Raw genomic sequence first — 25146 nt, 5'->3', positions numbered from 1 at the left:
CGAAAGGAGAGGAGAGCGGTAGGCGCCTATGATCCTAGAATTTTTATAGTCATGCGCCTTATACGTGTGCAATGCACTATGGAACGCTTCATATTATGCTAATTTATTCGATTTTAGATAATTTAGGTTTAGGTTATTTATGGAGAAAAAAATGCAACAAATCTTAAAATTATTAAGTGGTCTCATTCTGTCAAATATCGCTGGATATAACATCGACAAGCCCCACTAGGAGTTTTGAGTGCTTGGGAGAAACCTAGAGCAGACTTTACTGAGGTAAGAAAAGCACTGTTAGAATGTGGCATGCCAGCTCCTTATGATATCTTTCCAGAAAATAAAAAGTTAAGCATCAATGCAGTGGCTTCCATTGATGTTTGCATGATCCAAGCAAAATTCCACTACAAATGGGGAGGACTATATTGGTGTTATACTTAATAAAGATGAAAACCTCTCCATTTGTCGTCCTAGTGCTGTTATCCCGCAACGAAGTGTCAAGAAGCGTTTGAACAGCTCGTTTTGTAAAAAATATAAAACCGCTCCTGAATATCAGTCTTAATTTTTGCTGATGATGATCAACAATCCCTATCTTCATGTTTTTCATGCCTGTGCACTGGGGTGTCCTTAAGTCACCATTTCAATGCTATTTATTTATGGGTACTACAACTGTAGGCGCAATAATATAAAAATATCTATTTTTGTTGTAATCAAAATATTGATAATAATTATAAGCATGCCGTTGATAGAATATGATTTTAGTAATAATTTTACCGTATTTTTGATATAAAAATAATGTTATAATCTTCGGGAAGATAAAAATAATAAAGGTTGATAATGTCCATCATTGTTTTGAAAATAAAAAACAGCATGTAAAATAATTTATAGATTGTTTCGTGCCAAAATTACTCAAGGATAGGAAAATGAAGCATATTTTAAAATTATTAAGCGGGATAACCTTATTTGTTATGGCTGGATGTTACGAAGAACAGCCTTCTCGAACAGCTGTAGATGCATGGGAAAAGCCCGGCGCAGATCAGCTTGAGATCAAAAAAGCTCTGTTGGAATGCGGAGTGCAGAATTTGGATGGTCGGCTTGATACGGAAACAAGTATGGATGAGAAATTCAATGCTGAGGAGGCAGAGAATGCATGTATGATCCAAGCAGGTTTCCGAGATAAATTGGGAAGGGTGAAGTGGTGTGAGAAATATGAAAATCTTCCAATTTGTCAGCCTGATGCAGTTATTCCTCAGCGAAGTGTAGAGAGGCGTTTGAATAGTCCTCATTGTAAAGAGCATAAAGAACAACCTGAATGTCAACCTTAGGTATTGATGTTTCTGTAATCAATAATCCTCATATTCTTTTTCTCGCATGGGGGGCGGGGTTTCTTTTTTTTAATGTACTAGCCATCTTGTATGCGAGAAAATACTAACAAGTTTTTCAGCCTTTCTATCGTAAATATTGAAGGGGGGAAATGAAAAATATTGAAATTATTGAGTGTTATAATTTTATTAAGCTCTGCTGGATGTGTTAGCAAATCTCCTCCAATCGATCTTGGCATTATGAGAAAAGCCCAATGTCAATGAATCTACGATCTCACAAGCACTGTTCAAATGTGGCAGGCAGCCAATCTACGCTTTTCCTGAAAATATGGATTCGTGTGCAAGTGAGTTTGCAGCAATTTATGAATGCATGACTAAAGCAGGTTATCGATACAAACCACAAGATTCAAAGAGAATCTACTTTTATCAGTATCGCGAAGTGATTCATTTTTAGCAAATTTAATGGTAGTAAGGTATCAGCAGGTTATAGATAATGATATTTTTGGTGTACCAATTAGACGAAAAAGATGTTACGTCTTGATGAATGATAAAAAACGCTAGTAAATAAAAAAAGCTTTGCACAAGTGATCATCAACAGTAGAATACTCATTTTAAATCAATAATTGAATGAAAATATTAAACGGGAGAAGAGAAAAATACAGCTCTTTTGTCTCCAATATAGTTATATTCATCAGCTACGAGATTAGCAATAGTGTTGTTGTCAGATGATGATAGTGGAGGATAGTGAGTTGTTGTTTAGAGAAATTTATTCAATATAAAGAATGTCAAATAATAGCTTTGCTAAAATATCTGCTTTAATGATAATAAACAGATAGCTTTCATAAAACTGATTTTGATGAAATTTTATTTTGGTGTTTTTTAATTTTAAGATGGTGAGTGTTTTACTGTATTTTAGATTTTATCAAAAGATCTAAAGTATTATGCAAGTAATTTTGATATAAAGATCTTTTCATTTTATGATAATTTTTTTGTTAGATACTAGCATTTTTAATACAGAAATTGTGTACATTAGGTTATAAATTAGTGTGCGATTTTTTGTTTTTTTATTGTAGTTAAAGAAATGATGCTGTTATAGCTTTCATATAATATATCTCATTATATCGTATTTTTATTAAAACGGTTCGATTGTTTAAATCTTAAAAATTGTTATCATTTTGTTGCATTTTTATTTTTCGGTGGTGAGATAAATTGAATATTATATCTCTTCAAAATTCACATTTTTCGCGTTTTTTGAGATGCACTCTTTAAAGAGATTGTCATCATAAATGGTGTTTTTAAACTTTTTGTTCTTTCTTTACACAAAACACAAAACATATTATGAGTATGCTATAATTTATCATAAAAAACAAAAAACATCAATTTGTTTTATTCTTATTGTGTTTAATTCGTGGTTTGTTTTTTTTGCCAGCATTTTTTGTTTTGTTGAAAAAAAGAGAGTTTTGAAAAACAATGATAACCAAGGTATCTAAAAATCACTTGTATTCGTGTGTTTTTACAGCAGCTATTTTTTCTTTTTTATTAAATATAAATATTGAGGCGCATTCTCATTCATATACATCACTGTCATGTGACGAAAACAAATTGCCTTATAAATGCAGTGATGGTGTAAAGCATACAATTAGTGATAAAGTATATAAGTTCACGGTACCTGTTAAAGAAAAGAATGGGGAGGGTAGTTCTCTCATATTGCCTGCTGCTATAGTAGTGCAGGAGCCAAATACAGTTATTCAGGCAATGCGTGTAGAGGTTGAAGCTACTGCGGGTATAGAAGATAGTTATGGTGTTTTTGTATCACGAGGGGGAAGAATTGTTTTGAGTGATTCAGCTTTTAAAAATGTGTCAATAGGTCTTAAAGCTGATAGTGGAATGATTGAGGTTAATCGTGGAACAATTGAGGCTTCTCAGATTGCAGCTTATGCAGAGAAGCGAGGAGCATCTGTTACGTTAACGAATACAAAAATTAAAGTGGAAGGTTTGGGTATCGGTCAAGAGAGTGCTCTTTTCGTTAGGGCTGATGCGGGTATTCAGATGAAAAGTGGTTTTATTGATGTGAATGATGCTGCTGCGCTTTATGTGGGGAGAGGGGGGAGTGCGACTTTAGATGGTGTTACCATTACTTCAAAATATCAAAAAACAGAAGACAATGAAAATACAAGTGAAAAGATTGCACATACAGTTTTCAATGTAAAACATCAGGGCTCTGTTTATTTAAAAAATACTAATATTATTTCTACGGATGTTCATGTTTTAACAGTTGGACAAGATTCTAACACACTGTCCAATAATGGAAGGGAAGGAAATATTTTAATTTCGCGGGTTAATATTGAAGATTCAACAATTAAAGCAATAGGTAATAAACATGGTATGTATTTTGAGATGGATGGGGGGAATGATGGGTATGAACAGGGACTTGTCTTTTTGAAAAGGACGATTTTTGAGGTTCCAGATGGAACAGCTATTCACAGTAATAATAGTCGTAGTTATATTGCAGTAACAGAAGGTACAAAAATTTTTGGTGACTTATTATTAACAGCTGAAAAGGGAGGGACTGTAGCGATTTTGGCTGATTCTTCTTCATTGATAGGAGGGACTCGTGTTGCCGATGATTCTATTGCTGAGCTTTATTTGACAAGGGGATCAAAATGGTTTTTGACAAAAAGAAGAGAGATAGCTTCGCAAGCTGCAAACCGCACAAGTTCATTTATTTCATTTGTGAAAGTTTCTGATAGTTTTATTGCTTTTGAAACTCCAATTTTTCAGGATTATCAGACACTTTATATTGGGGAGGGAGAGAAAGAAGTTTATAGTGCGCAAGAAAGTGCTGATATTTATCTCAATACACATTTCAGTAGTGATGGTTTGCTCGATAATAAAAAGACTGATCGGCTTTTGATACATGGTGATGTTTCTGGAAAAACGACAGTTTATGTGCAATTTGTCACAGGAAACCAAGGTGAGATAGCAACCGGTGAAAATGTTCATAGTATTTCACTTATTCAGGTTTCTGGAAAAGCGGCAGAGGATTCTTTTCAGTTAGATCGTGCTTATATTGCATTAGAAGGGTTGCCTTACCGATATTATCTTCATGCTTATGGTCCAGATTCTGCTCTTGGAAATGCACAAATTTCTCAAAGATTGGTTGAAGGAAATGGACATTTTTGGGATTTTCGCCTTGAAAGTAAGTATATTCAGCCTTCTTTGGGGACGTCTGTTATCCCTCATTCTGAGTTAAAGGTCAGAGAGGTTGTTCCACAAGTTCCAACCTATCTTTTATTACCAAATGCTTTGTTTCATATTGGACTCATGGATATCAGTAATCAACAAAAGGAATTGCAAGTTACGCAGTCTATTCCTCGCAAATTATTAAAAGTTGAAGGGAATTTTGCTTTATCTGTCCACGGTTATGGTGGGAGTTATCGTTATGTCTCAGATCTTTCTACACTTAAATATGGGTACGATGGTCATGTTGATTATAATGCTATAAAAACAAACATTTTGCTCAAAACAATAGAGAGCGCATATGGTACGACATCTTTTGGGATTATGGGAACCTATGGACAGCTTTCCTTACAACCTCGTAACGTGGAACAAAGCCAAAAGAGTACGTTTAATAAATGGTCATTTACGACATACGGTAGTGTGAAACACAACACTGGTTTTTATATAGATGGTCTTTTATCTTATGGTTTGTTTAAAGGGGATGTGCTTACCCATGCTTGGGGTAAGACGGCGACATTAAAAGCAAATCCTTTGAACGTTTCGTTTTCTGCTGGTAAAGTGTTTATGACAGGATATAAAGATCTTATTTTTGATCCGCAACTTCAGCTTATTTATCAATATCTTCAATTTGATAAGTTTCGTGATATTGATGGATTTGATGTTGAGATGAAAAAAATAGGTCAATGGTTTGTGCGTATTGGTGGACGTTTAAGTAAAACATTTACAGCATTTGAAAAGGATCGGATCACTTCTTTTTATGGTAATATTCATCTTGCTCGTTGTTTTGATAAAGAACAATTTGTTCATTTTAAAGATGCTTTCCAGTTGGGTTCTTTTGGCTCTTCCTTAGAAGTTGGTTTGGGTGTCAATTCACAGTTTTCTTCTAAAGTTACACTCCACAGTGATGTTAGCTATCAGCATAGGTTAACCAAGGCTGGTTTTTCTGGAGTTCATTTTTCTGGTGGTTTGCGCTATCATTTTTAATAAATCTTTTTAAAAATAATAAATGTGATTTTTAAAGTTTTGTTTTATTTCCTTGATTTAAACCATTGATAGTGCAGCAATTTTAATTTCTTCTTTTAATAATGGCATCATGTGTTTTAATAAGTATGAAAGGATCACGTTGATTTATTTTTTTATCTGGTTGATAGGGGGGCTTAAATGTTTCAAAAAAATTGATAATGAGACTGTAAATCTATTTGTGTTATTTTGGCTATAGATATTTTGGATGTATTCGTCATCAGCTTTTTAAAATAGTAGCTTTATTATCCTATTATGCTGTAAAGTATTGTCGTTTGAAGTTGCTGATATCAATCATGAAAGGCAGGGAGGTGTGTTGACTGTTGATTTAAGAGCTTTTGCTGTTAAGCAAAGGAGGGCATATGTCAAATATAAAGCGCTATTGTTTCGTGGATAATACGCATTTTTATGCTTTTAAATTTTGTAAAAAGCGTTTTTGAAGCTGTTCGTATCGATAGCATTATTGTAGGTGGATCATGAGAAAAGTGGTAAAGCTTGAACACTTTTACCATCAAATTCAACATCTTCAGTTCTTATAATGATAAATGCTTTAAAAAATTGTTCTAATGGCTGTATTGAATATGTGAAGAAGATCATGTCTTATTTGTGAAATAGATATGAAATATAACTTTTAAATCAGAGTGGGGGCTGTAAGATCTTTTTTTCTTCTTTGAGACGTGGGGAGAAGAGGTTGGTCGTATCGAAAAAGTCGTTTAGAAGTTTTTATTATTGTTTCAAATACAGAAACATTGAAGAGCTTTTATTAAAATGGGGTGTAAAAGTAGATCATATTTCCCTCAATTTCTGTTTTTTGAAATATGCATCTTTAATGGAAAGATATTTGCGAAGTTTTAGGCATTCGCATTCGCATTGTGACTTCATTTGTATCGATAAGATTTATATCAAAGTTGAGGGTCAGTAGAAATATCTTTATCGGACTATTGATAAACGTGGTGTTTCCATATGATGCTTAAGGTGTCATCAAGCCATTTATGGTAATTGCGTGCTTCTTCGTTTGAGTTATGAACAGAGAAAATAAAACCAGGATATCCACCAAATGCTGGTGGAGGTGGTGAAGTATGATTGGTTTCAAAGAAAATGATAGTTCTGGCGGTTTGAGGATGCTGTGCAACCTTATCTAGACCAAAAAATCCAGAAAACCGTCCATGACCACGAAGAGGAATAATGTAATTTGCAGCCACTTTTTCAGCTGGGAGTATATCGGGAAGGTTTGGGTTTGGTTCAGCTAAAGCGGCATTCATACATAGTTTTGCAAATGAAATCCCTGTACCTTTCTCAACAATAAAATGGGAGACACCTGATCCACCTATACGAGCGCCGATCTCAATTATATAAGGTAAATTATTAGCATCTAGACGTAGCTCTACATGGGCAGCACCCATATTTATGCCAAGAGCTTTAACTCCAGAGCATGCAGCCTCACATAAAGCAATAATTAAAGGATCATCTATATCGCAGCGTTGACGATAAATTGTTTCTTCAAACCATGGTCCCTCAGGCTGTCCCTTGTCTCCAACGGTCAGAACATGTACACCTGCTGTATCAACAAAGCATTCTACGACAAACTCTTTTCCTGGCAAATACTGTTCTATAACTAAACCTACAGGTTTACTTTTATCATTAAAACGTGCCATATCTTTATGCTGAACATTCCATACGGCTTTAATGAGATCAGGAAGTTCGGCGGAATTTTTAGCTAACATGACGCCTGTACTTGCCCATCCAGAAACGGGTTTAATAACGAGCGGATAGTCTAAGGCTTGTGTTTGTGATAGGTCTTCTGGATTATCTATATAAAGGAATCCTGGTGTTCTTAAGCCTGCTTTAGCAAAAGCTTGACGCATGAGATATTTATTTCTGGTTAATGCTGCTACTTCTGGTTCAATACTTGGAGTGTTGATTTTTTTTGCAGCCAAAGCTGTCCATAGAATGGCTTCTTCGCGAAGGGTCATAACCCCAGCAATATTGCGTTCTTTTGCTCCTGTTGCAAAAGTGTCTAGAGCTAACTCTGGGTTATCAAAAACAGGAAGTTGCCAAGTTGAAGTGACTGCTGCGGGGTGTTGAGTGGGAGCGCTTTCAGCGGTATCATAGATCATTACTAATTCGATATTAGCTGCTTGTGCTGCTTCAAATATAAATGGTAATTTTGCATTGCGTTGGCAAACTAACGCGAGTTTTTTCATTTTGTTTCCTCATTAAATTTGGAGTTTTGAGAATGGCGTTTATGTTGCCATGTAGATACCTTTTATGCATCTATAAATAAGAGTATCATCCCTATAACAACTACAATCATAGCAATTATTTTGATCATATTGAGAGAAGGGTTCGAGCCGATTATCCATTCACATGCAACCACTGCAAAAGGGGATAATACGCCGATAGTATTGGCGTATAATACGCCTCCTTCGGCTAAAACTTTTTAGTATAATACGTAAACTGGTGCCGAGCAAACAGTTCCTAAAATCAATATTTTAAATATATCTTCTAACTTAAGATATAAGAGTGGGGCAGGATCAAAAATAAATAATGGTATAAATGATGCTGCAGAAATTGTCGTGATCCAAGCCAGTGAGGTGAGCAAAGGTAGATTTTTAAGATAACGTTTAGACAATAAACCATAAGCAGAGTAAGAAAGTGCTGCTGTTAAAGCAAGAGCTGTTCCTATTAGGCTGTAATATCCACCCTCTGCACTGTTTATATTAAATGCTATAGCCGCTACACTGACAATGATCATACCGATAAGTTTTAACCATGAGAACGTAAGGCTATTCGTCAGTGCACCCAATATGTAGGTAATACCTGGAATAGTAGCGAGCACCATGGTTAAATCACTGGCTTTGAGTGATTTTAATGCGCCAAAACTGCATACAAAATACAGCGAAAATCCTAACACTGAGAGAATTAAAAAAGAAGGTATCATGGAAAGCAATGGTAGGGATCTGAAAACAGCTTTCTCACGAAATATTGCAATCAGCCATAAGGTGGCAGCGGTGGCAAACAACCTAAGTCCAACCGCATGCATGACGGGTATATTGCTAACCAAATTCTTAGATAATAACCAACTTATGGAAAACAATGCTAGAATGGCAAAAGTAAATAATAGTAACCGTCCTTTTATAAAACTCAATGATTTAATCCTCTAATCACTCGCTGTGCATAATATGATGTTGAAAAATTAAATCGTGACTGTGAAGTTTGCGGCTTTCCAAGATTATTTTGGATATAATCTTTAGCTCCTGCCAAATAAGCGTCATCATCTAATGCTTCAAGTGCTTCTATATCTGCTATCATCAATATTATTACTTTTTCAAGACGCTCCAAATCAAATTGAAGATAACCTTGATTTGTTTCAATCAATGCTTTGTTCCGCATCAATATTTCAAAAAGCAAGATCCCTGTACCAGCATCGAATGTCATATGCTGATCAGAATCTTGTGGATAACGAAATATGCGTTCTAATAGGACAAATTCAGTTATTTCTTTCCAAAATTTTGGATGATTTTGTAGCATAATACGCACTGTAATTAAATCAACTTTAGTTTCTTCTAGAAGACCTGTAAACCAATTTAATTTTATATACAGATTTTTATCCAATGGCCGCGGTCCGGTATGATGTGCATAGTCATGATAATAGCCCCACAAACAGCGAGCATCGTAAATGTCTTCTTTAGATAAGTTACGACTATGCAATTGACCGAACAGGAATTTACTATCTCGACCGAGTAAACGTTCAGCTTCCACAATTGTTTGCTTATTGTAAATATCAAAGAATTTACTGAAAAAAAACAAAGCAAATGCTTGCTTATCAATTTTTTGAGCAGCCGCTACAGATTCTGGGAATAGAACAATGCAATTGCCTTCTAAAAAACCTCTTGATGCTATTCCCATTTTTATACATTGAAATGGTGATACATAATTATTTGTATATTTTGAGGCGTCAGCCAGATAGGCCGTTTCATGACGATATCCTGTAACTAATTCCAGCCGGAATCCTTCTGGATCAGGTCCATTTGTTGCACGCATTGGAGCCAAGAAAAACAAGGGAGCATCTGGTAATGGGCTTTGAAAGCAGCCAAAGTGTTATCAAATTTAGGAGGGGTCGTTAAACCGCTGATTATCCACTGATGAAGATCATCAGAAATGGTCGCTAAAAGTTTTGGAGATAATCCGTCAAGAATATTGGCATGGTGGTTCAGCAGAGTGATCAATTCATTGATCATATTATTATCTGCTGAAGTTGGTTCCTTAATGCTCCCATCTCGTTCTTGGCGCATACGGAATTTGTCAACCAAGTTAACAATGGAAAGAAGCGCTTCAGATTTTTTCATGATTAGTTGACTTTAGTGAGTGGAGCAAAAAGGCCATTGGCACTTGTCCAAAATTTTCGACAATACTCAGCCTATAGCGATTTGCCGCAACCGATGTTGTGATACAAGCATCGGCTTTTTCAGCCTTACAAAGAACGGCTGCATCAGCATTGCTGTTGGCAAATACTTTGTCATATTGATGAGCTACCAAAGATTGCGGGGCAGAATGAGTCGCTACGGTTTTAATTTTATCAGCGTTATTGCGTTTAGCTAAAACCATAGAGTGAGTAGGCATGATAAAGCTGTCAAATAATTGCATATCACCTAAACGGGTAAATATGAGTGTATGCAAATCAGGGTAAGCAGCACAGCTTAAGAGATATCCATCCTTTTTCTGAGCAAGTTCATTAAATGCTTCTTCAAGAGTTGTGTATAAGATAATACAGGATCTCGAGTCAGTGGACAAAATATTTTGATTGTGATTGTCAAGCCACTATTGTGCTGCAGCTGTGCAGTTAGTATCTGCAGGGATAAGTGTATAGATAAAAGTATTATTTTCAGATTGCATGATCTCTATTCTTTATAATTATATGCCTAAATTTAAACTAGTGCAATATGTAGAGTATATCAAGCACAATGCGTTAAGTAATTTAGTGCTTTATAAAATAATGTATATGTGAGAGCAAATTTACGATATAATTTGGTCTTTTCATTATTCTATCATGCTGTAAAACACCGTCGTTTAGGGGAGTGATTGAGCAGGAAAAATTCTATGCAAGGGGTATTTATTGGATATGTTAGAGAATTATTGGAATGGTTAAGCGAAGGTAAATGACACGTAAAGCACACTGTTCTATCATTTTGGGGATGATGAACTTTTTGGCTTTAATATTTTGCAAAAAGTATTTTTGAAGCTGTCCGTGTCGATAACATTATTGTAGGTGGATAATAAGAAAAATGATAAATCGTGATCACCTTTATTATCATATTCAATGTATTAAACTTTTTAATTAAGATGATACTTTAAAAAGATTACTCTATATTCATGACTGTATTGAATATATGAAAAGATATTATCATTGTCTTGTTTGTAAAAGAAACATGAAATATAACTCTTAAATTAGAGTGGGGGGTGGTAAGGTCTTTTTTCTTCTTTGGAATCGTTAAGAAGGTCAGATTAAACCTTATTGAAGCTACAGAACCTAAAGAAACAGTCGTTTTTTTGAAAGATCAGAGGTAAACAATATGCGTGAGATTTTGGATCATTTTGATATGCCATTGAATAAGAAGAATTCTGTTCAAAAGATTCAAAATCTTTCATGCCAATCACACCCAAAACGGTTTTATAAGCAAGTGAAGATTGCTTGTGGGGAGGTCGGCTTTACGATTTTGTTGGACGAACGTCCCGTTAAAACGCCCGCAAGGCGTCATTTTCATGTGCCAACAGAAGTGTTTGCTGAATATGTTGCTCAGGAATTTGAGAACCAAAAGCACGTTGTTGATCCTGCAAAAATGCCGATGACGCGTTTGGTTAATACTGTTATTGATGGTATCGCTGATGATATGCAGGTTGTTTTTGAAGATTTATTGCGTTTCGTTGCGTGTGATATGATCTTTTATCGTGCACAGACACCTAAAGAGTTGGTGCAAAAACAATCTGAGCAATGGGATCCTTTATTAGACTGGGCAGAAAAAAAACTGGGTGCAAGGTTTTATTTGACAGAAGGGCTGATGCATGTGGAACAATCACCAGAAGCACTTCAAGCTGTGAGTCATTATTTACGTAGCGTTGAGTCTCCTTATATGCTTGCCGCACTTCATATGATGACAACCTTAACGGGATCTGCTCTCATTGCTCTTGCTGTTGCTGCGGGAAATATTGATGCTGATCATGCTTGGTCTATTGCCCATTTAGATGAAGATTGGATGATGGAACAATGGGGAATAGATAAAGAAACAATGGTACGCCGTGCTCATAAAAAAGTTGAATTTAAGGCTGCTGCTACAATTGTTACAACTTGTTTATAGGGGTAAATCTTTTATTTACGTGCGTTCTTTTCACTCAGAGTATTTTTGTGACTTTTTGGGGATTGATTTTTACTTTTTCAAGTCCAGGAAATAGTTCATTGGTTATGTTTAAGAGCGTTTTGTCATTACCGCGGATAAAATACCATTGGTTATCGTGAAGTAGGGCAATAATTTCAGTGTGAATAGAGCATTTTTTTCCAGCATTTGTTGTGGTTACAAGCTCCACGGGTATAACAAAATAAGGGGTGCCATTATCAAGTGTACCTTCACGTTTTTGTTTTTGGTCAATGTTGATCGTTTCAATCTTGTAACTTTCTGCCAACCGTTCTATTTGGCTTTTCATGATTTGTCGAAATTGTGATTGACTAAGATTTTTTTTAGCGGTTAAGCGGTTGATGATTTGGGGAGGAATAGCATTTAAGATGACATTTGCATCGGCATTTTTAAGTGCTTTACTATAAGCGGATGCCGCTTTTTCAAGAGCTATGAGTTTTTGATTGGTTATCGTATGTGCTTGAGTTGTTGATGTGATAAAGACAATGCATAAAAGAAAGGGAACGAGAAAACAAATTCGCGGCATTAGAGACCTTGTTAGTTCATTTGAAGAGATTCAACACATTATAAAGGAAAAGCGGATGAGCAAAAAGCCTCTTGCGCTTTTGCATGAGAAGAATATCCACAAAAATGGAGGCTTTTGCCTCCATTTTAAAAATCAGAAGAATGCGTATTGATTGTTTAAACAGAATAGTACATATCAAATTCAACAGGATGAGGTGTTGTTTCGTAGCGCAAGACTTCTTGCATCTTTACTTGAATGAAGGAATTAATCTGATCATCATCAAAAACGTCGCCAGCTTTAAGAAAGCCACGATCTTTGTCAAGTGCTTCAAGCGCTTCACGCAGACTTCCTGAAACAGTAGGGATTTCTTTGAGTTCTTTTAAGGGAAGATCATAAAGATCTTTATCCATAGCATGTCCGGGATGAATTTTGTTTTTGATGCCATCAAGACCAGCCATTAAAAGGGCTGCAAATGCCAAATAGGGATTTGCTGTTGGGTCTGGAAAACGAACTTCTACGCGTTTTGAATTTGGTGAGGAGCTCATTGGAATACGGCAAGATGCAGAACGATTACGTGCTGAATAGGCAAGAAGAACAGGAGCTTCATAACCAGGAACCAAACGTTTATAGGAGTTTGTGGATGGGTTTGTAAAAGCATTGATTGCTTTTGCGTGCTTAATAACACCACCGATAAAAAATAAACAGGTTTCTGATAGACCGGCATATTCATTTCCTGCAAAAATGGGTTTGCCATCTTTCCAAATGGAGATGTGGACATGCATTCCAGAGCCGTTATCACCAAAAACTGGTTTTGGCATGAAGGTTGCTGTTTTCCCATAACTGTTTGCTATTTGATGTACAACATATTTAAAAATTTGCATCTTGTCAGCTTCGCGAACGAGTGTATCAAAACGAATACCCAATTCATGTTGGCCTGCTGCTACTTCGTGATGGTGTTTTTCGACCTGTACGCCCATATCCTTGAGTGCTGTGAGCATTTCAGAACGCATATCTTGGCAGGAATCAATCGGCGGAACAGGAAGGTATCCTCCCTTTATTCGTGGGCGATGCCCTAGATTGCCTGTTTCATATTCCGTGTCATCATTGGAGGGAAGTTCACTTGAATCGAGTTTAAACCCTGTGTTGTAAGGATCCGTTTTATAGCGCACATCATCAAAGATAAAAAACTCTGCTTCTGGACCTACATTAATTGTATCTCCAATGCCTAAAGATTTCATATAAACCTCAGCCCTTTTGGCGATAGAACGAGGATCTCTACGATAAAATTCACCAGAGACAGGATCAAGTACATTACAAAATATAACCAAAGTGGATTGAGCAAAAAAAGGATCAATATGTGCTGTTTCTGGATCTGGCATTAAAACCATGTCAGATTCATTAATTGTTTTCCAACCAGCAATTGAAGAACCATCAAACATGACACCATCACTAAAAGTATCCTCGCTGATCTCTGCGATATCCATTGTAATGTGATGCAATTTTCCTCGTGGATCAGTAAAACGTAAATCAACAAAACGGATTTCATTGTCTGTAATCTGTTTGATAATATCTGATGCGGTTGTCATATTCAATTTCCTTAATATGGCGTTGAGGTGGATAAAAAAGTGAATTTTCTCATTATTTATTAAAGGGCATCGATACCAGTTTCGTCGGTGCCTATACGAATGGCATCATCAATGGAAAAGACAAATATCTTTCCATCTCCTATATGTTTGGTTTGAGCTGCTTTACGTATTGCATCAACAGTTTGTTCCAGTTTTTCATCGGACACAACAATTTCAATCTTTACTTTAGGTAGAAAGTCAACAACATATTTCGTGCCACGATAAAGTTCTGTATGCTCCCTTTGATGGCCAAAACCTTTCGCTTCTGTTACTGTAATACCATGTAACCCAATTTTTTGAAGCGCTTCTTTCACTTCATCAAGTTTGAAAGGTTTTATAATGGCTTCAATTTTTTTCATGCTGAAATTATCTCCAACGTTATTTTGTCTTTTTAGACTGCATCACATTATATTGACAACTGTAAGATGTCCAACAGATACTTTGTGCACAAAAAGTCGAAAATAATGACACTCTATGCTCTTTTAGGAGAGTTTCTTTTGTAGAATAAAGTCAAATACTGTTTTTTGGGAAGAAATCTTACAATTTTTGTACAAGAATTAAAATAATATAATAAAAGAGTTTTGTTTTTTTTGTTAGATAATACGTTGATTTATAAGGATAATTAGACGTTTTCTATACGGAATGAGAAACTCTAATAGCGTAAGATTTTCTCATTTTAGATCTTTTTATCGTCAATCAATCAAAACGATACCTTTGTATATCATGAATAGTAAGAGTGTGTGGATAAAAACATTTGAAAAAATAACATGCTTTTTATGAAAGCTTTCGATAACTAAAGGTTTTGCAATATTAGGGAGTAGGGGGAGACAAATATTGGAAAAGAGTGTGATGATGCCGATCATGCTCCTTCATAAACGTAAAGATGGTTGTGTACAATAGTGGATTTATCATTATAGCATTAGGTACCGTCGTGAAATGGGCTTGAGAGCGTTGAGAAATATTTCTTTAAAACAGATGTGTGATTTGGCAACGCAAATATATTTTGTTTGGGGCGTTTTGTCTCTTCGTGAGGAATGTGATTCCATTAAGGAACGCGATAAACAAAAGCGTGAAGCAATGGGCAATCTTCATTATAAGATACTGCTGCGGATACCTTTGAAAATCGTAAAGATAAATTAAAAGAAGATGTAAAGATAGGAACTTATTTATATCCTAAAACTTCGTATTCTTTCCAAATTGGGCTGTTTGGTCGTTTCAGATATAAACAAAACAGAGAATAAATACGCAATTATGCGTGCGTTCCTATGGGCAATACGAAAATTGAAACAGCTTATAAAGCGCTAAATTGTTTCAGCCTTTGCTTTAAACATGTTGCACCACTGGAATTAGGTGTTGGTGTTTACAAGGTAACAATAGAAGTACAGGCTTTGTTCGTATGATTTATTTTACAATGGAAACCGTTTTTAAGAATTGGAATTATAGAGAGAGGGGCGCAGTAAAACATCTTTTAGAAATTTTCCTGTGTAGGAAGCGGGGACCTTAATGATGTCTTCAGGGCGTCCAATTGCAACGATTTCGCCACCACGATCTCCACCTTCGGGTCCTAAATCAATAATCCAGTCGGCTGTCTTTATAACATCGAGGTTATGTTCAATGACTATAACTGTGTTGCCTTGCTCGACTAGTTCATGCAGCACTTCAAGAAGTTTGGAAATATCGTGAAAATGTAAACCTGTTGTCGGTTCATCCAAAATATAGAGTGTACGTCCCGTTGTTTTACGTGAAAGTTCTTTCGCAAGTTTCACACGTTGTGCTTCCCCACCAGAAAGTGTGGTTGCTTGCTGTCCTACTTTTATGTAACCTAATCCTACTTTAATGAGAGTTTCCATTTTATTATGAATAGCGGGAATAGCTTGGAAAAATTCCTCTGCTTTTTCAATTGTCATATCCAAAATATCGGCTATAGACTGTCCTTTGAATTTTATTTCTAGTGTTTCTCGATTATAGCGTTTTCCTTTACAGACATCGCAAGTAACATAGACATCAGGTAAAAAGTGCATTTCAATTTTTATGACTCCATCACCTTGACATGCTTCGCAACGTCCTCCTTTAACATTAAATGAAAAACGACCAGCTTTGTAACCACGGGCTTTTGATTCTGGAAGATCGGCAAACCACTCACGAATCGGTGTAAAAGCGCCTGTATAGGTTGCGGGATTAGAGCGTGGGGTGCGTCCAATGGGGGACTGGTTGATATCAATGACTTTATCAAGAAATTCTAATCCTTCAATTTTGTCATAGCTGGCAGGGCTGTGATGAGAGCCCATGATATGATGTGATGCTGCTTTGAAAAGTGTTTCAATAAGAAATGTTGATTTTCCTCCTCCAGAAACACCGGTTACACATGTAAAGGTTCCAAGAGGAATATTCGCATTGATATTTTTGAGGTTATTTCCTTTGGCACCGATGACTTTAAGTGTTTTCATTTTTGATATTTTACGTCGTTTGGCAGGTATTTTAACAGCCATTTTTCCTGAAAGGTATTGTCCTGTGAGAGAGGCTGAATTTTCTATAATTTCCTGTGGTGTCCCTTGCGCTATGATTTCTCCGCCATGAACGCCCGCGGCAGGGCCCATATCGACAACATGATCTGCTGTGAGAATAGCGTCTTCATCATGTTCAACGACAATAACTGTATTGCCAAGATTGCGTAAATGGCGCAGCATTTCCAAAAGGCGTTCATTATCGCGTTGGTGTAAACCGATAGATGGTTCATCTAAAATATAAAGAACGCCTGTAAGACCAGAACCAATTTGGGATGCTAACCGAATGCGTTGACTTTCTCCACCTGAAAGCGTTCCTGAAGTTCGAGACAAGGTAAGATATTCCAATCCTACATGATTTAAAAAAGCTAAACGTTCGCGAATTTCTTTTAAAATACGTATAGCGATATTACGTTGTTTTTCTGTGAGATATTGATGAATATTGGCAAACCAATCATCTGCCTTTAGAATAGAAAGATCTGATATTTGCCCAATATGCATTCCGTGGATTTTTACAGCAAGTGCCTCTGGTTTTAAACGATAACCATGACAAGCTGGGCAAGGCGAAGAAGACATATAACGTTCGATTTCTTCTCGAGACCAAGCAGAATCGGTTTCTTTCCAGCGTCTCTCCATATTGGGGATAATTCCTTCAAAAGGTTGGGTTGTTTTATGCGAACCAGAATTATTTTTATAGATAAAAGAGATTTCATCTTTTTTTGTACCGTAGAGAATTGCCTGTTGTGCTTCATTAGAGAGTTCACACCATTGATCTGTGAGTTTGAAACCGTAAGCTTTTCCTAATGCTTCTAAGGTTTGTCTGTAATAAAGTGAATCCGATTTAGCCCAAGGAGCAATGGCTCCATTCTTTAGGGTAAGATTTTTATTTGGCACAATTTTTAGTGGATCCATTGCCTTTTTTATACCTAATCCATCGCAGAGAGGGCAGGCCCCGAAAGGATTATTAAACGAAAAAAGGCGTGGTTCAATTTCAGGAATAGAAAAACCAGATATAGGGCAAGAAAACTTTTCTGAAAAAATGAGCCGTTTGTGTGTATCATTTTTTGATTTATGAGCAGATTCCTTTGTCGTTTCTTTTTGTGCCAAGGGCTGGTCTGCCATTTCAGCTATGGCAAGTCCATTTGCTAATTGTAAACAGGTTTCTATACTATCAGCCAAGCGAGAGGTGATATCTTTTTGTACAACAATGCGGTCTACCACGACATCGATGTCGTGTTTATATTTTTTATCAAGAGGTGGAATATCGGCGATTTCATAGAATTTTCCATCAACTTTAGCGCGTTGAAATCCTCTTTTTAAAAGTTCTGTTAGCTCTTTTTTATATTCGCCCTTTCGTCCTCGCACCAAGGGTGCCATAATAAAAATTCTTGTTCCTTCTGGTAAGGATATAATTTGATCCACCATTTGGCTTACTGTTTGGCTTTCAATAGGAAGTCCTGTCGCAGGAGAATGAGGAATACCAATACGTGCAAAGAGAAGACGCATGTAGTCGTGGATTTCAGTAACGGTACCTACCGTTGAACGAGGGTTGCGACTGGTTGTCTTTTGTTCAATGGAGATAGCTGGAGATAGACCGTCTATGCGGTCGACATCGGGTTTTTGCATGACTTCCAAAAATTGGCGTGCATAGGCTGAAAGGCTTTCGACATAGCGGCGTTGTCCTTCAGCGTAAATTGTATCAAAAGCTAAGGATGATTTTCCTGATCCAGAAAGTCCTGTTATAACAATGAGTTTGTCACGAGGCAGATCGAGATCAATATTTTTAAGGTTATGCTCACGTGCACCGCGAATGGAGATATATTTTTGATAAGTCATATTTTACCCTTGGCATATGTGACAAAAACTGAGCATCTAAAATGGAATAAAACTGTTTTTTTAGAATTACAATGTGTTTAACTGCTTTAATGCTAAAAGAAGGTATAAGTTTTATGAAAAGAGGAATACAAATGAGTAGCTTTTTATTCTCTCGTGGTGGAATAAACTATGCGTCTTTATCATCTTTTGTTATAATTACACGGATACAATATTGGGAAAGGATAGCAATATCCATATTGAAGGTCAATTGCAGACATGTAAATTGAAGGTCAAGATGGTTATAACTATTATAAAACAGAGTATTTTACGAATTAAAATTTTGGAGTTTATGCGATGGCTGGTAGCCTTAATAAAGTTATTTTGATTGGTAACCTTGGTGCGGATCCTGAAATCCGCCGTTTGAATTCTGGTGATCAAGTGGCAAATTTGCGTATTGCTACTTCAGAAAGTTGGCGTGATCGGAATACAAATGAGCGAAAAGAACGCACTGAGTGGCATAGTATTGTTATTTTTAATGAAAACCTTGTCAAAGTTGCAGAGCAATATTTAAAAAAAGGCAGCAAAATTTACATTGAGGGGCAGTTACAGACACGAAAATGGCAAGATCAAAATGGAAATGACCGTTATACAACAGAGGTTGTTTTGCAAAAGTACCGTGGTGAATTACAAATGCTTGATGGGCGGGGAACCGCGGGCGGGGAGCAAGGAGCAAGTCAAGGGGGGAGTTATAGTGGTGGCTTTGCCGATAGTAACTCAAATCAGAGAAATACGTTTGGTCAAAATAATAATCAATTGGGAGAAAGTTTTTCACACAAATTAGATGATGACGTACCTTTTTAAGAGTCTTTAATTGCAGTATCATGATTACTTTATGATTTGTTTGTTTCAGATTTTTGAAGTTTAGCGAAGTGGAAATTGTTGATTATTATTGGTAATTTTAATATAAATTAATAACATATTGAAAAATATTGTTAAATTTCTTTTTTGTCATGGGGGAGAAATTAGCATTTTGGTGTATTTTTCGATATAAATAAAGTGAAATGATTCTTTTTTGAAAGTTTTAAAATTGTGACCGATCTTACTCCACTTCCAGAACGTGATGTGCTAACCGGTATTGAACCAATCAGTATTATTGATGAAATGCAACGCTCCTATCTCGATTATGCGATGAGCGTGATTGTTTCACGTGCACTCCCTGATGTTCGTGATGGTCTTAAGCCTGTTCATCGACGTATCCTTCATGCTATGAATGAGATGGGGCTTTCTTTCAATAAGTCATATCGTAAATCTGCTGGTGTTGTTGGTGAGGTTATGGGGAAATTCCATCCCCATGGTGATGCTTCAATTTATGATGCTTTAGTGCGTATGGCGCAGGACTTTTCTTTAAGAAATCCATTGATTGATGGTCAGGGAAATTTTGGTTCCGTTGATGGTGATCCACCCGCGGCTATGCGCTATACTGAGTGTCGTTTAGAAAAAGTTTCAGAAGAACTTTTAGCTGATATAGATAAAGATACTGTTGATTTTCAGGATAATTACGATGGGCGTGAGCGTGAGCCGGTTGTCTTACCAGCGCGTTTTCCCAATCTTTTGGTTAATGGGTCAGGGGGGATTGCTGTGGGAATGGCAACCAATATTCCTCCCCATAATCTTGGTGAAGTCGTTGATGGTTGTATCGCTTTGATTGATAATCCCGATATCACACTCGATAAAATAATTGAAATTATTCCTGGTCCGGATTTTCCTACAGGGGGCATTATCCTCGGACATTCTGGTGTTCGTGCAGCTTATGAAACAGGACGTGGCTCAATCATTATGCGTGCTAAAGTTGAGATCGAAGAAATTCGCAATGGTCGACAAGCAATTATTGTGAATGAGATCCCTTATCAAGTTAATAAGGCAACGATGATTGAGAAAATGGCCGAATTGGTGCGCGATAAACGCATTGAGGGAATCTCTGATTTGCGTGACGAATCTGATCGTGATGGATATCGGGTTGTTATTGAGCTGAAGAAAGATGTCGTTGCGGAAGTTGTTTTAAACCAATTATATCGGTATACGCCGCTACAAACTTCCTTTGGTTGTAATATGGTTGCTTTGAATGGGGGAAAACCCGAACAGATGACGTTGCTTGATATGCTTCGTGCATTTGTTTCTTTTCGGGAAGAAGTTGTCAGTCGGCGAACAAAATATCTTTTGCGTAAAGCGCGTGAGCGAGCACATGTTTTGGTTGGTCTTGCCCTTGCTGTTGCCAATATTGATGAAATTATCGCACTTATTCGCAAAGCTCCTGATCCGCAGACAGCACGTGCACAGTTAATGGAGCGACGCTGGCCAGCAATGGATGTCGCACCTTTGATTAAACTTATTGATGATCCTCGTCATATTATTCATGAGGATGGTACTTATAATCTCTCTGAAGAACAGGCGCGTGCTATTTTAGAATTGCGTTTGCAACGATTGACAGCCCTTGGGCGTGATGAAATCGCTGATGAATTGAATAAAATTGGCGTGGATATCGCTGACTATCTTGATATCTTGGCATCACGCATACGCATTATGTGTATTGTTAAGGATGAGTTGAGCGCTCTTCGTGAGGAATTTGCAACGCCGCGACGTACCGTATTTGGTTTTGGTAGCGCTGAGATGGAGAGTGAAGATCTGATTGCACCAGAGGATATGGTGGTAACGGTGAGCCATAGTGGCTATATTAAACGTGTGCCTCTTAATACCTATCGTGCACAGCGACGTGGTGGTAAGGGGCGTTCTGGTATGTCCACGAAGGATGAGGATTTTGTAACGCGATTGTTTGTTGCCAATACGCATACACCGGTTCTTTTCTTTTCATCACGTGGAATTGTTTATAAGGAAAAAGTTTGGCGACTGCCGCTGGGGACACCCCAATCGCGTGGGCGGGCTTTGATCAATATGCTTCCTTTACAACCAGGTGAGCGTATTACAACGATTATGCCTTTGCCTGAAGATGAAGCGAGCTGGAGTGCATTGGATGTTATGTTTGCGACAACACGTGGAACTGTGCGTCGTAATAAATTATCAGATTTCGTTCAAGTTAATCGTAATGGTAAAATTGCAATGAAACTTGATGAAGAAGATGAAATTCTTTCTGTTGAAACCTGTACAGAACATGATGATGTTGTTCTAACAACAGCCAATGGACAATGTATCCGTTTTCCAGTTGTTGATGTTCGTGTCTTTGCTGGGCGTAATTCTGTGGGAGTTCGTGGTATCAATTTAGCTAAAGGCGATAAAGTCATTTCGATGACAATTTTAGAGCATGTCGAGGCGACGTCCATTGAGCGTTCTGCTTATATTAAACGTGTAATGAATGAACGGCGTGCTTCTGGTGCAGATGCTGATGTTGAAGATATTGTAACTCTTGATGAGGAAGATGGGGGTGCTGAAACAGAGTTAACAGATGAACGTTATGCAGAACTTCATGCACGTGAACAAATGCTTTTGACGGTGAGTGAGTTTGGTTATGGTAAACGCTCTTCATCCTATGAGTTCCGGATTTCCGGACGTGGCGGAAAAGGGATTCGTGCAACAGATCCATCTAAAACAGCTGAAATTGGTAAATTAGTAGCGGCTTTTCCGGTGAAGGCGCAAGATCAAATTATGTTGGTATCAGATGGGGGACAGCTTATTCGTGTTCCTGTTGAGGGAATTCGTACTGCTGGGCGCTCAACTAAGGGAGTCACAATTTTTAATACAGCCAAAGGTGAAAGGGTCGTATCGGTTGAACGTATTTCTGAACCTGAAGATGATACGAGTTCATTAGATGATGAAGGTGAGAAGCATTCTGATACAGTTGATATGAGCGAAGAAAAATAATTTTCAAGAGGATGAAGTAAAATCATGAAAATTGCTCTTTATGCAGGTTCTTTTGATCCTCTTACAAATGGTCATCTTGATGTTTTGAAAGGATGTTTTGTGTTAGCTGATAAGGTGGTCGTCGCTATAGGGATACAGGCTGACAAAAAAACACTCTTTAGCTTCGAAGAGCGTGTTGATTTCATTACGCAGGTAGGGAAAGATTTGTTTGGCGCGGATTCTAACCGATTGCAGGTTCTTTCATTTAGCAACCTTCTAATTGAGAAGGCGCGTGAAGTTGGTGCTTCATTTCTCATTCGTGGATTGCGTGATGGTACTGATCTTGATTATGAAATGCAAATGGCAGGGATGAATGGCGTTATGGCTCCTGAATTGCAAACTGTTTTTTTGCCGGCAAGCGTTTCTGGGCGTGCGATAACTTCTACATTGGTACGCCAAATTGCCTCCATGGGAGGTGATGTGACACCATTTGTACCGCCCAATATTGCACGAGCTTTGAGCTCGAAATTCCAATCTTTTAGGGGAGAATAATTGTGTCTCGTAGAATTTTTGCTGTTTTGATATGTGTGTTTTGTTTTTTTTCATTGTCCGCTGTCGCCGGTAATTCTAGCCCAGCAAGTGATGCAAGCCTTCTTGTTTTATCTCTCAAAGATGGTGATGTCATTATTCGTCTGCGTCCTGATTTGGCGCCAAAACATGTTGCGCAAATTAAAAGATTAACAGAGGAGGGGGCTTATAATAATGTTGTATTTCATCGTGTTATTCCTAATTTCATGGCACAAACTGGTGATGTAAAGTTTGGAAAAAAAGGCAGTAGAGATTTTGATTTGAAACGCGTTGGTATGGGTGGCTCAAATTATCCCAATATACCGGCAGAGTTTTCAAAGCAGCCGTTTAAGCGTGGTACTGTTGGGATGGCACGGTCACAAGATCCGGATTCCGCGAATTCTCAATTCTTCATTTGTTTTGATGATGCTGCTTTTTTAAATGGTCAGTATACGGTTGTTGGAGAGGTTATAAAGGGGATGGATATTGTTGATAAAATAAAAAAAGGTACGACAAGTAATAATGGATCTGTAAAAAATCCTGATGTTATTAATGCTGCTACTTTACAAGTTGAGAAATGAATCAAAGGAGCTTTCCATATGGCTGAGAATAAAAATCCAGAGAATACTTTAATTCTTGAAACAACAAAGGGCAGAGTTGTTATTGAGCTTTTGGCTGATTTAGCGCCAAAACATGTTGCACGTATTAAAGAATTGGTACGTGAAGGTGCTTATGATAATGTTATTTTCCATCGCGTTATTGATGGTTTTATGGCGCAAACTGGCGATGTCCAATTTGGAAAGAAGGATAGTGAAAAATTCAATTTATCCCGTGCGGGTATGGGGGGGGCAGAAAAACCAAATTTAACAGCAGAGTTTTCAAATCTTTCTCATAAGCGTGGTACAGTTTCTATGGCACGTAGTCAGAATCCAAATTCTGCTAATTCTCAGTTTTTTATTTGTTTTGCAGATGCTCCGTGGCTTGATCGTCAATATTCCATATGGGGACAGGTTGTTGAAGGTATGGAAAATGTTGATAAAATTAAACGTGGTGAACCTGTTGCAGATCCAGATTCAATTACCAAAGCCGTTATTGCTGCGGATGCAAAATAGTATAAATTATGCTGATTTCAATTGTCAGTTTCTAAGAAAAAATACTCTTTTCTGATCAATAAAGGCACACAAAACTCTTTTGTAGTATCACACTTACCTTTTATAATTTCGAGCTAAGAATTGTCCATATATTTCCTTCAATCGGATCTTCTTGAAGAATATAACGCAAAGGATTTGTACAAACACTTGTCAGAATAGGAAAACGCAAAGTCTGTTGTGTTATGGTTGTTGTTTGGAAAAGTATTTTATAAAAAATTCGGCATTTCTCTTCAATTCATTGTTGGTCTATTAATGGTTTTATGATGTTACTTTTCTGAGAGAGCGTGTGCTTTTGTTGCTGCTTGTAAATCAACATCCAATCCTAATGCAGCAGCACACATATTAATACGGATAAGAGCCTTACTAGCTGCTCCAGTTTTCCTAGCAAGGTGGAAAACCAGCATTTATGTATATCTCATTGGTGTCATCTTTAAAACAAGAAGACAGTTTAATCTTAGAAGAATGTGAAGGCGCAGAGGTGAAACAAATGGCTAGTCTTGCCATATTCTTTTTAATTCAGCTTTACTTTTTTAAAAAGTATCTAAAGCGATATCATTTAAATAATGAAGGTTATGCATAGCCTTACGCTTTTATTTTTCTCGTTTTTTAATAGAGGAACGCTCCAAACGGAATATACTTATGTTGCACATTTATGTATTTTTTTAAGAAGAATTTCTCAGTATATATCAACATTCACTTCCACGATGACATTCATGGTATGTATAGTTTTAAAGCTTGTGAAGGAGCAAACGGGTACCATCATACGCTTTTTCAGCCTCTAATGTTACGATAGAGCTTTTGGTATTTGAGAATCTTTACAAAAAGCATTTTTAGTTTTTTTAAGTGTTTTTACACGTTAATTTCTTTTGTGAATTATCTCAAGTGCCAAGAGCTATCTCAATATTGTAAGGGGATAAATGATTATGCTCATTTGCGCTTTTATTAAGCGTGGGGATCGCCGTGCTCAGCAGATGAAAAATTTTTATCTGTAAAAGTAAAGAATATTGTAAGCTGTACAATGCGTTCAGAATTTTCTTCTATGCGTACAAAGTTATTGCTTATGGAAGTATGTGAAGATGAGATTATTGTGATAATAATTTTGCAGTTCTATTAAGGCTTTAGTGCATTAATCGTAGGTATTTTG

18 protein-coding genes and 2 pseudogenes are annotated in these 25146 nt (G+C 37.0%); 10 read left to right on the top strand and 10 right to left on the bottom strand.

Features of this window, described 5'->3' with window-relative positions:
- Positions 1 to 151: 151 nt before the first annotated feature.
- From ACFIKJ_RS05395 to ACFIKJ_RS05385, 3 genes and pseudogenes are all read left to right on the top strand, one after another.
- Positions 152 to 553, top strand: a pseudogene (locus ACFIKJ_RS05395) (hypothetical protein).
- A gap of 361 nt (positions 554 to 914) precedes the next feature.
- Entirely contained in the window at positions 915 to 1316 is a 402-nt protein-coding gene (locus ACFIKJ_RS05390) for a hypothetical protein (protein ID WP_375626958.1), read from the top strand.
- A gap of 1467 nt (positions 1317 to 2783) precedes the next feature.
- Positions 2784 to 5537 (top strand): autotransporter outer membrane beta-barrel domain-containing protein, encoded by a 2754-nt coding sequence (locus tag ACFIKJ_RS05385; RefSeq protein ID WP_375670330.1) that lies wholly within the window; start codon positions 2784 to 2786, stop codon positions 5535 to 5537.
- Between the two features lie 974 nt (positions 5538 to 6511).
- Here ACFIKJ_RS05385 and ACFIKJ_RS05380 read toward each other — a convergent pair.
- The 5 genes from ACFIKJ_RS05380 to ACFIKJ_RS05360 all read right to left on the bottom strand — a co-directional run bounded on the left by ACFIKJ_RS05380 (position 6512) and on the right by ACFIKJ_RS05360 (position 10367).
- Positions 6512 to 7777, bottom strand: a complete 1266-nt coding sequence (locus ACFIKJ_RS05380) for an acetyl-CoA carboxylase biotin carboxylase subunit family protein (RefSeq protein ID WP_375670329.1) — start codon at positions 7775 to 7777, stop codon at positions 6512 to 6514.
- A gap of 236 nt (positions 7778 to 8013) precedes the next feature.
- On the bottom strand, positions 8014 to 8637 hold the full coding sequence (locus ACFIKJ_RS05375; RefSeq protein WP_375670335.1) for a DMT family transporter: 624 nt from the start codon (positions 8635 to 8637) through the stop codon (positions 8014 to 8016).
- 80 nt (positions 8638 to 8717) lie between these two features.
- Complete coding sequence (locus ACFIKJ_RS05370; protein WP_375670328.1) at positions 8718 to 9617, bottom strand: DUF6421 family protein; 900 nt, start codon at positions 9615 to 9617, stop codon at positions 8718 to 8720.
- On the bottom strand, positions 9569 to 9922 hold the full coding sequence (locus ACFIKJ_RS05365; RefSeq protein WP_375648341.1) for a hypothetical protein: 354 nt from the start codon (positions 9920 to 9922) through the stop codon (positions 9569 to 9571). Before ACFIKJ_RS05365 ends, ACFIKJ_RS05370 begins: the two co-directional genes overlap by 49 nt.
- Positions 9909 to 10367: a hypothetical protein gene (locus tag ACFIKJ_RS05360; RefSeq protein WP_375670327.1), complete on the bottom strand. Its 459-nt coding sequence runs from the start codon at positions 10365 to 10367 to the stop codon at positions 9909 to 9911. Before ACFIKJ_RS05360 ends, ACFIKJ_RS05365 begins: the two co-directional genes overlap by 14 nt.
- A 779-nt stretch (positions 10368 to 11146) precedes the next feature.
- Between ACFIKJ_RS05360 and ACFIKJ_RS05355 the strand changes: the two genes are divergently transcribed.
- Positions 11147 to 11929: an ATP12 family chaperone protein gene (locus ACFIKJ_RS05355; RefSeq protein ID WP_375670326.1), complete on the top strand. Its 783-nt coding sequence runs from the start codon at positions 11147 to 11149 to the stop codon at positions 11927 to 11929.
- A gap of 34 nt (positions 11930 to 11963) precedes the next feature.
- On the opposite strand, the gene ACFIKJ_RS05350 is transcribed toward ACFIKJ_RS05355, so the two are convergent.
- The 3 genes from ACFIKJ_RS05350 to ACFIKJ_RS05340 all read right to left on the bottom strand — a co-directional run bounded on the left by ACFIKJ_RS05350 (position 11964) and on the right by ACFIKJ_RS05340 (position 14472).
- A complete protein-coding gene (locus tag ACFIKJ_RS05350; RefSeq protein ID WP_375670325.1) occupies positions 11964 to 12509 on the bottom strand; it encodes a hypothetical protein in 546 nt (181 codons plus the stop codon).
- A 155-nt stretch (positions 12510 to 12664) separates the two neighbouring features.
- The gene (glnA, locus tag ACFIKJ_RS05345; RefSeq protein WP_015856529.1) at positions 12665 to 14074 is read right to left on the bottom strand and encodes a type I glutamate--ammonia ligase; all 1410 of its coding nucleotides are present in this window, start codon (positions 14072 to 14074) and stop codon (positions 12665 to 12667) included.
- A gap of 59 nt (positions 14075 to 14133) precedes the next feature.
- Complete coding sequence (locus ACFIKJ_RS05340) at positions 14134 to 14472, bottom strand: P-II family nitrogen regulator (protein ID WP_273754282.1); 339 nt, start codon at positions 14470 to 14472, stop codon at positions 14134 to 14136.
- 906 nt (positions 14473 to 15378) lie between these two features.
- Here ACFIKJ_RS05340 and ACFIKJ_RS05335 point away from each other — a divergent pair.
- Positions 15379 to 15513: a hypothetical protein gene (locus ACFIKJ_RS05335; RefSeq protein ID WP_375651837.1), complete on the top strand. Its 135-nt coding sequence runs from the start codon at positions 15379 to 15381 to the stop codon at positions 15511 to 15513.
- Positions 15514 to 15537: 24 nt separating this feature from the next.
- Here ACFIKJ_RS05335 and uvrA read toward each other — a convergent pair whose 3' ends face one another.
- Positions 15538 to 18453 carry an excinuclease ABC subunit UvrA gene (gene uvrA / locus ACFIKJ_RS05330; protein ID WP_375625995.1) on the bottom strand — a complete coding sequence of 972 codons (2916 nt, stop codon included), beginning with the start codon at positions 18451 to 18453 and terminating at the stop codon, positions 15538 to 15540.
- 333 nt (positions 18454 to 18786) lie between these two features.
- Here uvrA and ssb point away from each other — a divergent pair, with 333 nt between their 5' ends.
- From ssb to ACFIKJ_RS05305, 5 genes and pseudogenes are all read left to right on the top strand, one after another.
- On the top strand, positions 18787 to 19293 hold the full coding sequence (gene ssb, locus ACFIKJ_RS05325) for a single-stranded DNA-binding protein (protein ID WP_375625993.1): 507 nt from the start codon (positions 18787 to 18789) through the stop codon (positions 19291 to 19293).
- A 228-nt stretch (positions 19294 to 19521) separates the two neighbouring features.
- The gene (gyrA, locus tag ACFIKJ_RS05320) at positions 19522 to 22305 is read left to right on the top strand and encodes a DNA gyrase subunit A (RefSeq protein ID WP_375625991.1); all 2784 of its coding nucleotides are present in this window, start codon (positions 19522 to 19524) and stop codon (positions 22303 to 22305) included.
- Between the two features lie 24 nt (positions 22306 to 22329).
- Positions 22330 to 22849 (top strand): annotated as a pseudogene (coaD, locus tag ACFIKJ_RS05315) (pantetheine-phosphate adenylyltransferase).
- Complete coding sequence (locus ACFIKJ_RS05310; RefSeq protein WP_375625989.1) at positions 22839 to 23432, top strand: peptidylprolyl isomerase; 594 nt, start codon at positions 22839 to 22841, stop codon at positions 23430 to 23432. The pseudogene coaD and the gene ACFIKJ_RS05310 overlap by 11 nt, the downstream one beginning before the upstream one ends.
- 18 nt (positions 23433 to 23450) lie before the next feature.
- A complete protein-coding gene (locus tag ACFIKJ_RS05305) occupies positions 23451 to 23963 on the top strand; it encodes a peptidylprolyl isomerase (RefSeq protein ID WP_273788293.1) in 513 nt (170 codons plus the stop codon).
- 305 nt (positions 23964 to 24268) lie between these two features.
- Here ACFIKJ_RS05305 and ACFIKJ_RS05300 read toward each other — a convergent pair whose 3' ends face one another.
- Positions 24269 to 24406, bottom strand: coding sequence for a hypothetical protein (locus tag ACFIKJ_RS05300; RefSeq protein WP_375625988.1), 138 nt, complete (start codon positions 24404 to 24406; stop codon positions 24269 to 24271).
- Between the last annotated feature and the right edge of the window lie 740 nt (positions 24407 to 25146).

This window comes from Bartonella sp. PS7NMGDW (assembly GCF_042193585.1).
GTDB lineage: Bacteria > Pseudomonadota > Alphaproteobacteria > Rhizobiales > Rhizobiaceae > Bartonella > Bartonella grahamii.
The sequence above is the reverse complement of the archived record's forward strand: the minus strand, read 5'-3'. Positions and strand labels throughout refer to the sequence as shown.

Coding starts and splice junctions, on each gene's coding strand:
- ACFIKJ_RS05305 (WP_273788293.1), top strand. CDS start 23,451: ATGGCTGAGAATAAAAATCCAGAGAATACTTTAATTCTTGAAACAACA.
- ACFIKJ_RS05390 (WP_375626958.1), top strand. CDS start 915: ATGAAGCATATTTTAAAATTATTAAGCGGGATAACCTTATTTGTTATG.
- ACFIKJ_RS05355 (WP_375670326.1), top strand. CDS start 11,147: ATGCGTGAGATTTTGGATCATTTTGATATGCCATTGAATAAGAAGAAT.
- ACFIKJ_RS05340 (WP_273754282.1), bottom strand. CDS start 14,472: ATGAAAAAAATTGAAGCCATTATAAAACCTTTCAAACTTGATGAAGTG.
- ACFIKJ_RS05365 (WP_375648341.1), bottom strand. CDS start 9,922: ATGAAAAAATCTGAAGCGCTTCTTTCCATTGTTAACTTGGTTGACAAA.
- ssb (WP_375625993.1), top strand. CDS start 18,787: ATGGCTGGTAGCCTTAATAAAGTTATTTTGATTGGTAACCTTGGTGCG.
- glnA (WP_015856529.1), bottom strand. CDS start 14,074: ATGACAACCGCATCAGATATTATCAAACAGATTACAGACAATGAAATC.
- ACFIKJ_RS05350 (WP_375670325.1), bottom strand. CDS start 12,509: ATGCCGCGAATTTGTTTTCTCGTTCCCTTTCTTTTATGCATTGTCTTT.
- ACFIKJ_RS05335 (WP_375651837.1), top strand. CDS start 15,379: ATGGGCAATACGAAAATTGAAACAGCTTATAAAGCGCTAAATTGTTTC.
- ACFIKJ_RS05380 (WP_375670329.1), bottom strand. CDS start 7,777: ATGAAAAAACTCGCGTTAGTTTGCCAACGCAATGCAAAATTACCATTT.
- uvrA (WP_375625995.1), bottom strand. CDS start 18,453: ATGACTTATCAAAAATATATCTCCATTCGCGGTGCACGTGAGCATAAC.
- ACFIKJ_RS05385 (WP_375670330.1), top strand. CDS start 2,784: ATGATAACCAAGGTATCTAAAAATCACTTGTATTCGTGTGTTTTTACA.
- ACFIKJ_RS05300 (WP_375625988.1), bottom strand. CDS start 24,406: ATGCTGGTTTTCCACCTTGCTAGGAAAACTGGAGCAGCTAGTAAGGCT.
- ACFIKJ_RS05370 (WP_375670328.1), bottom strand. CDS start 9,617: ATGCGTGCAACAAATGGACCTGATCCAGAAGGATTCCGGCTGGAATTA.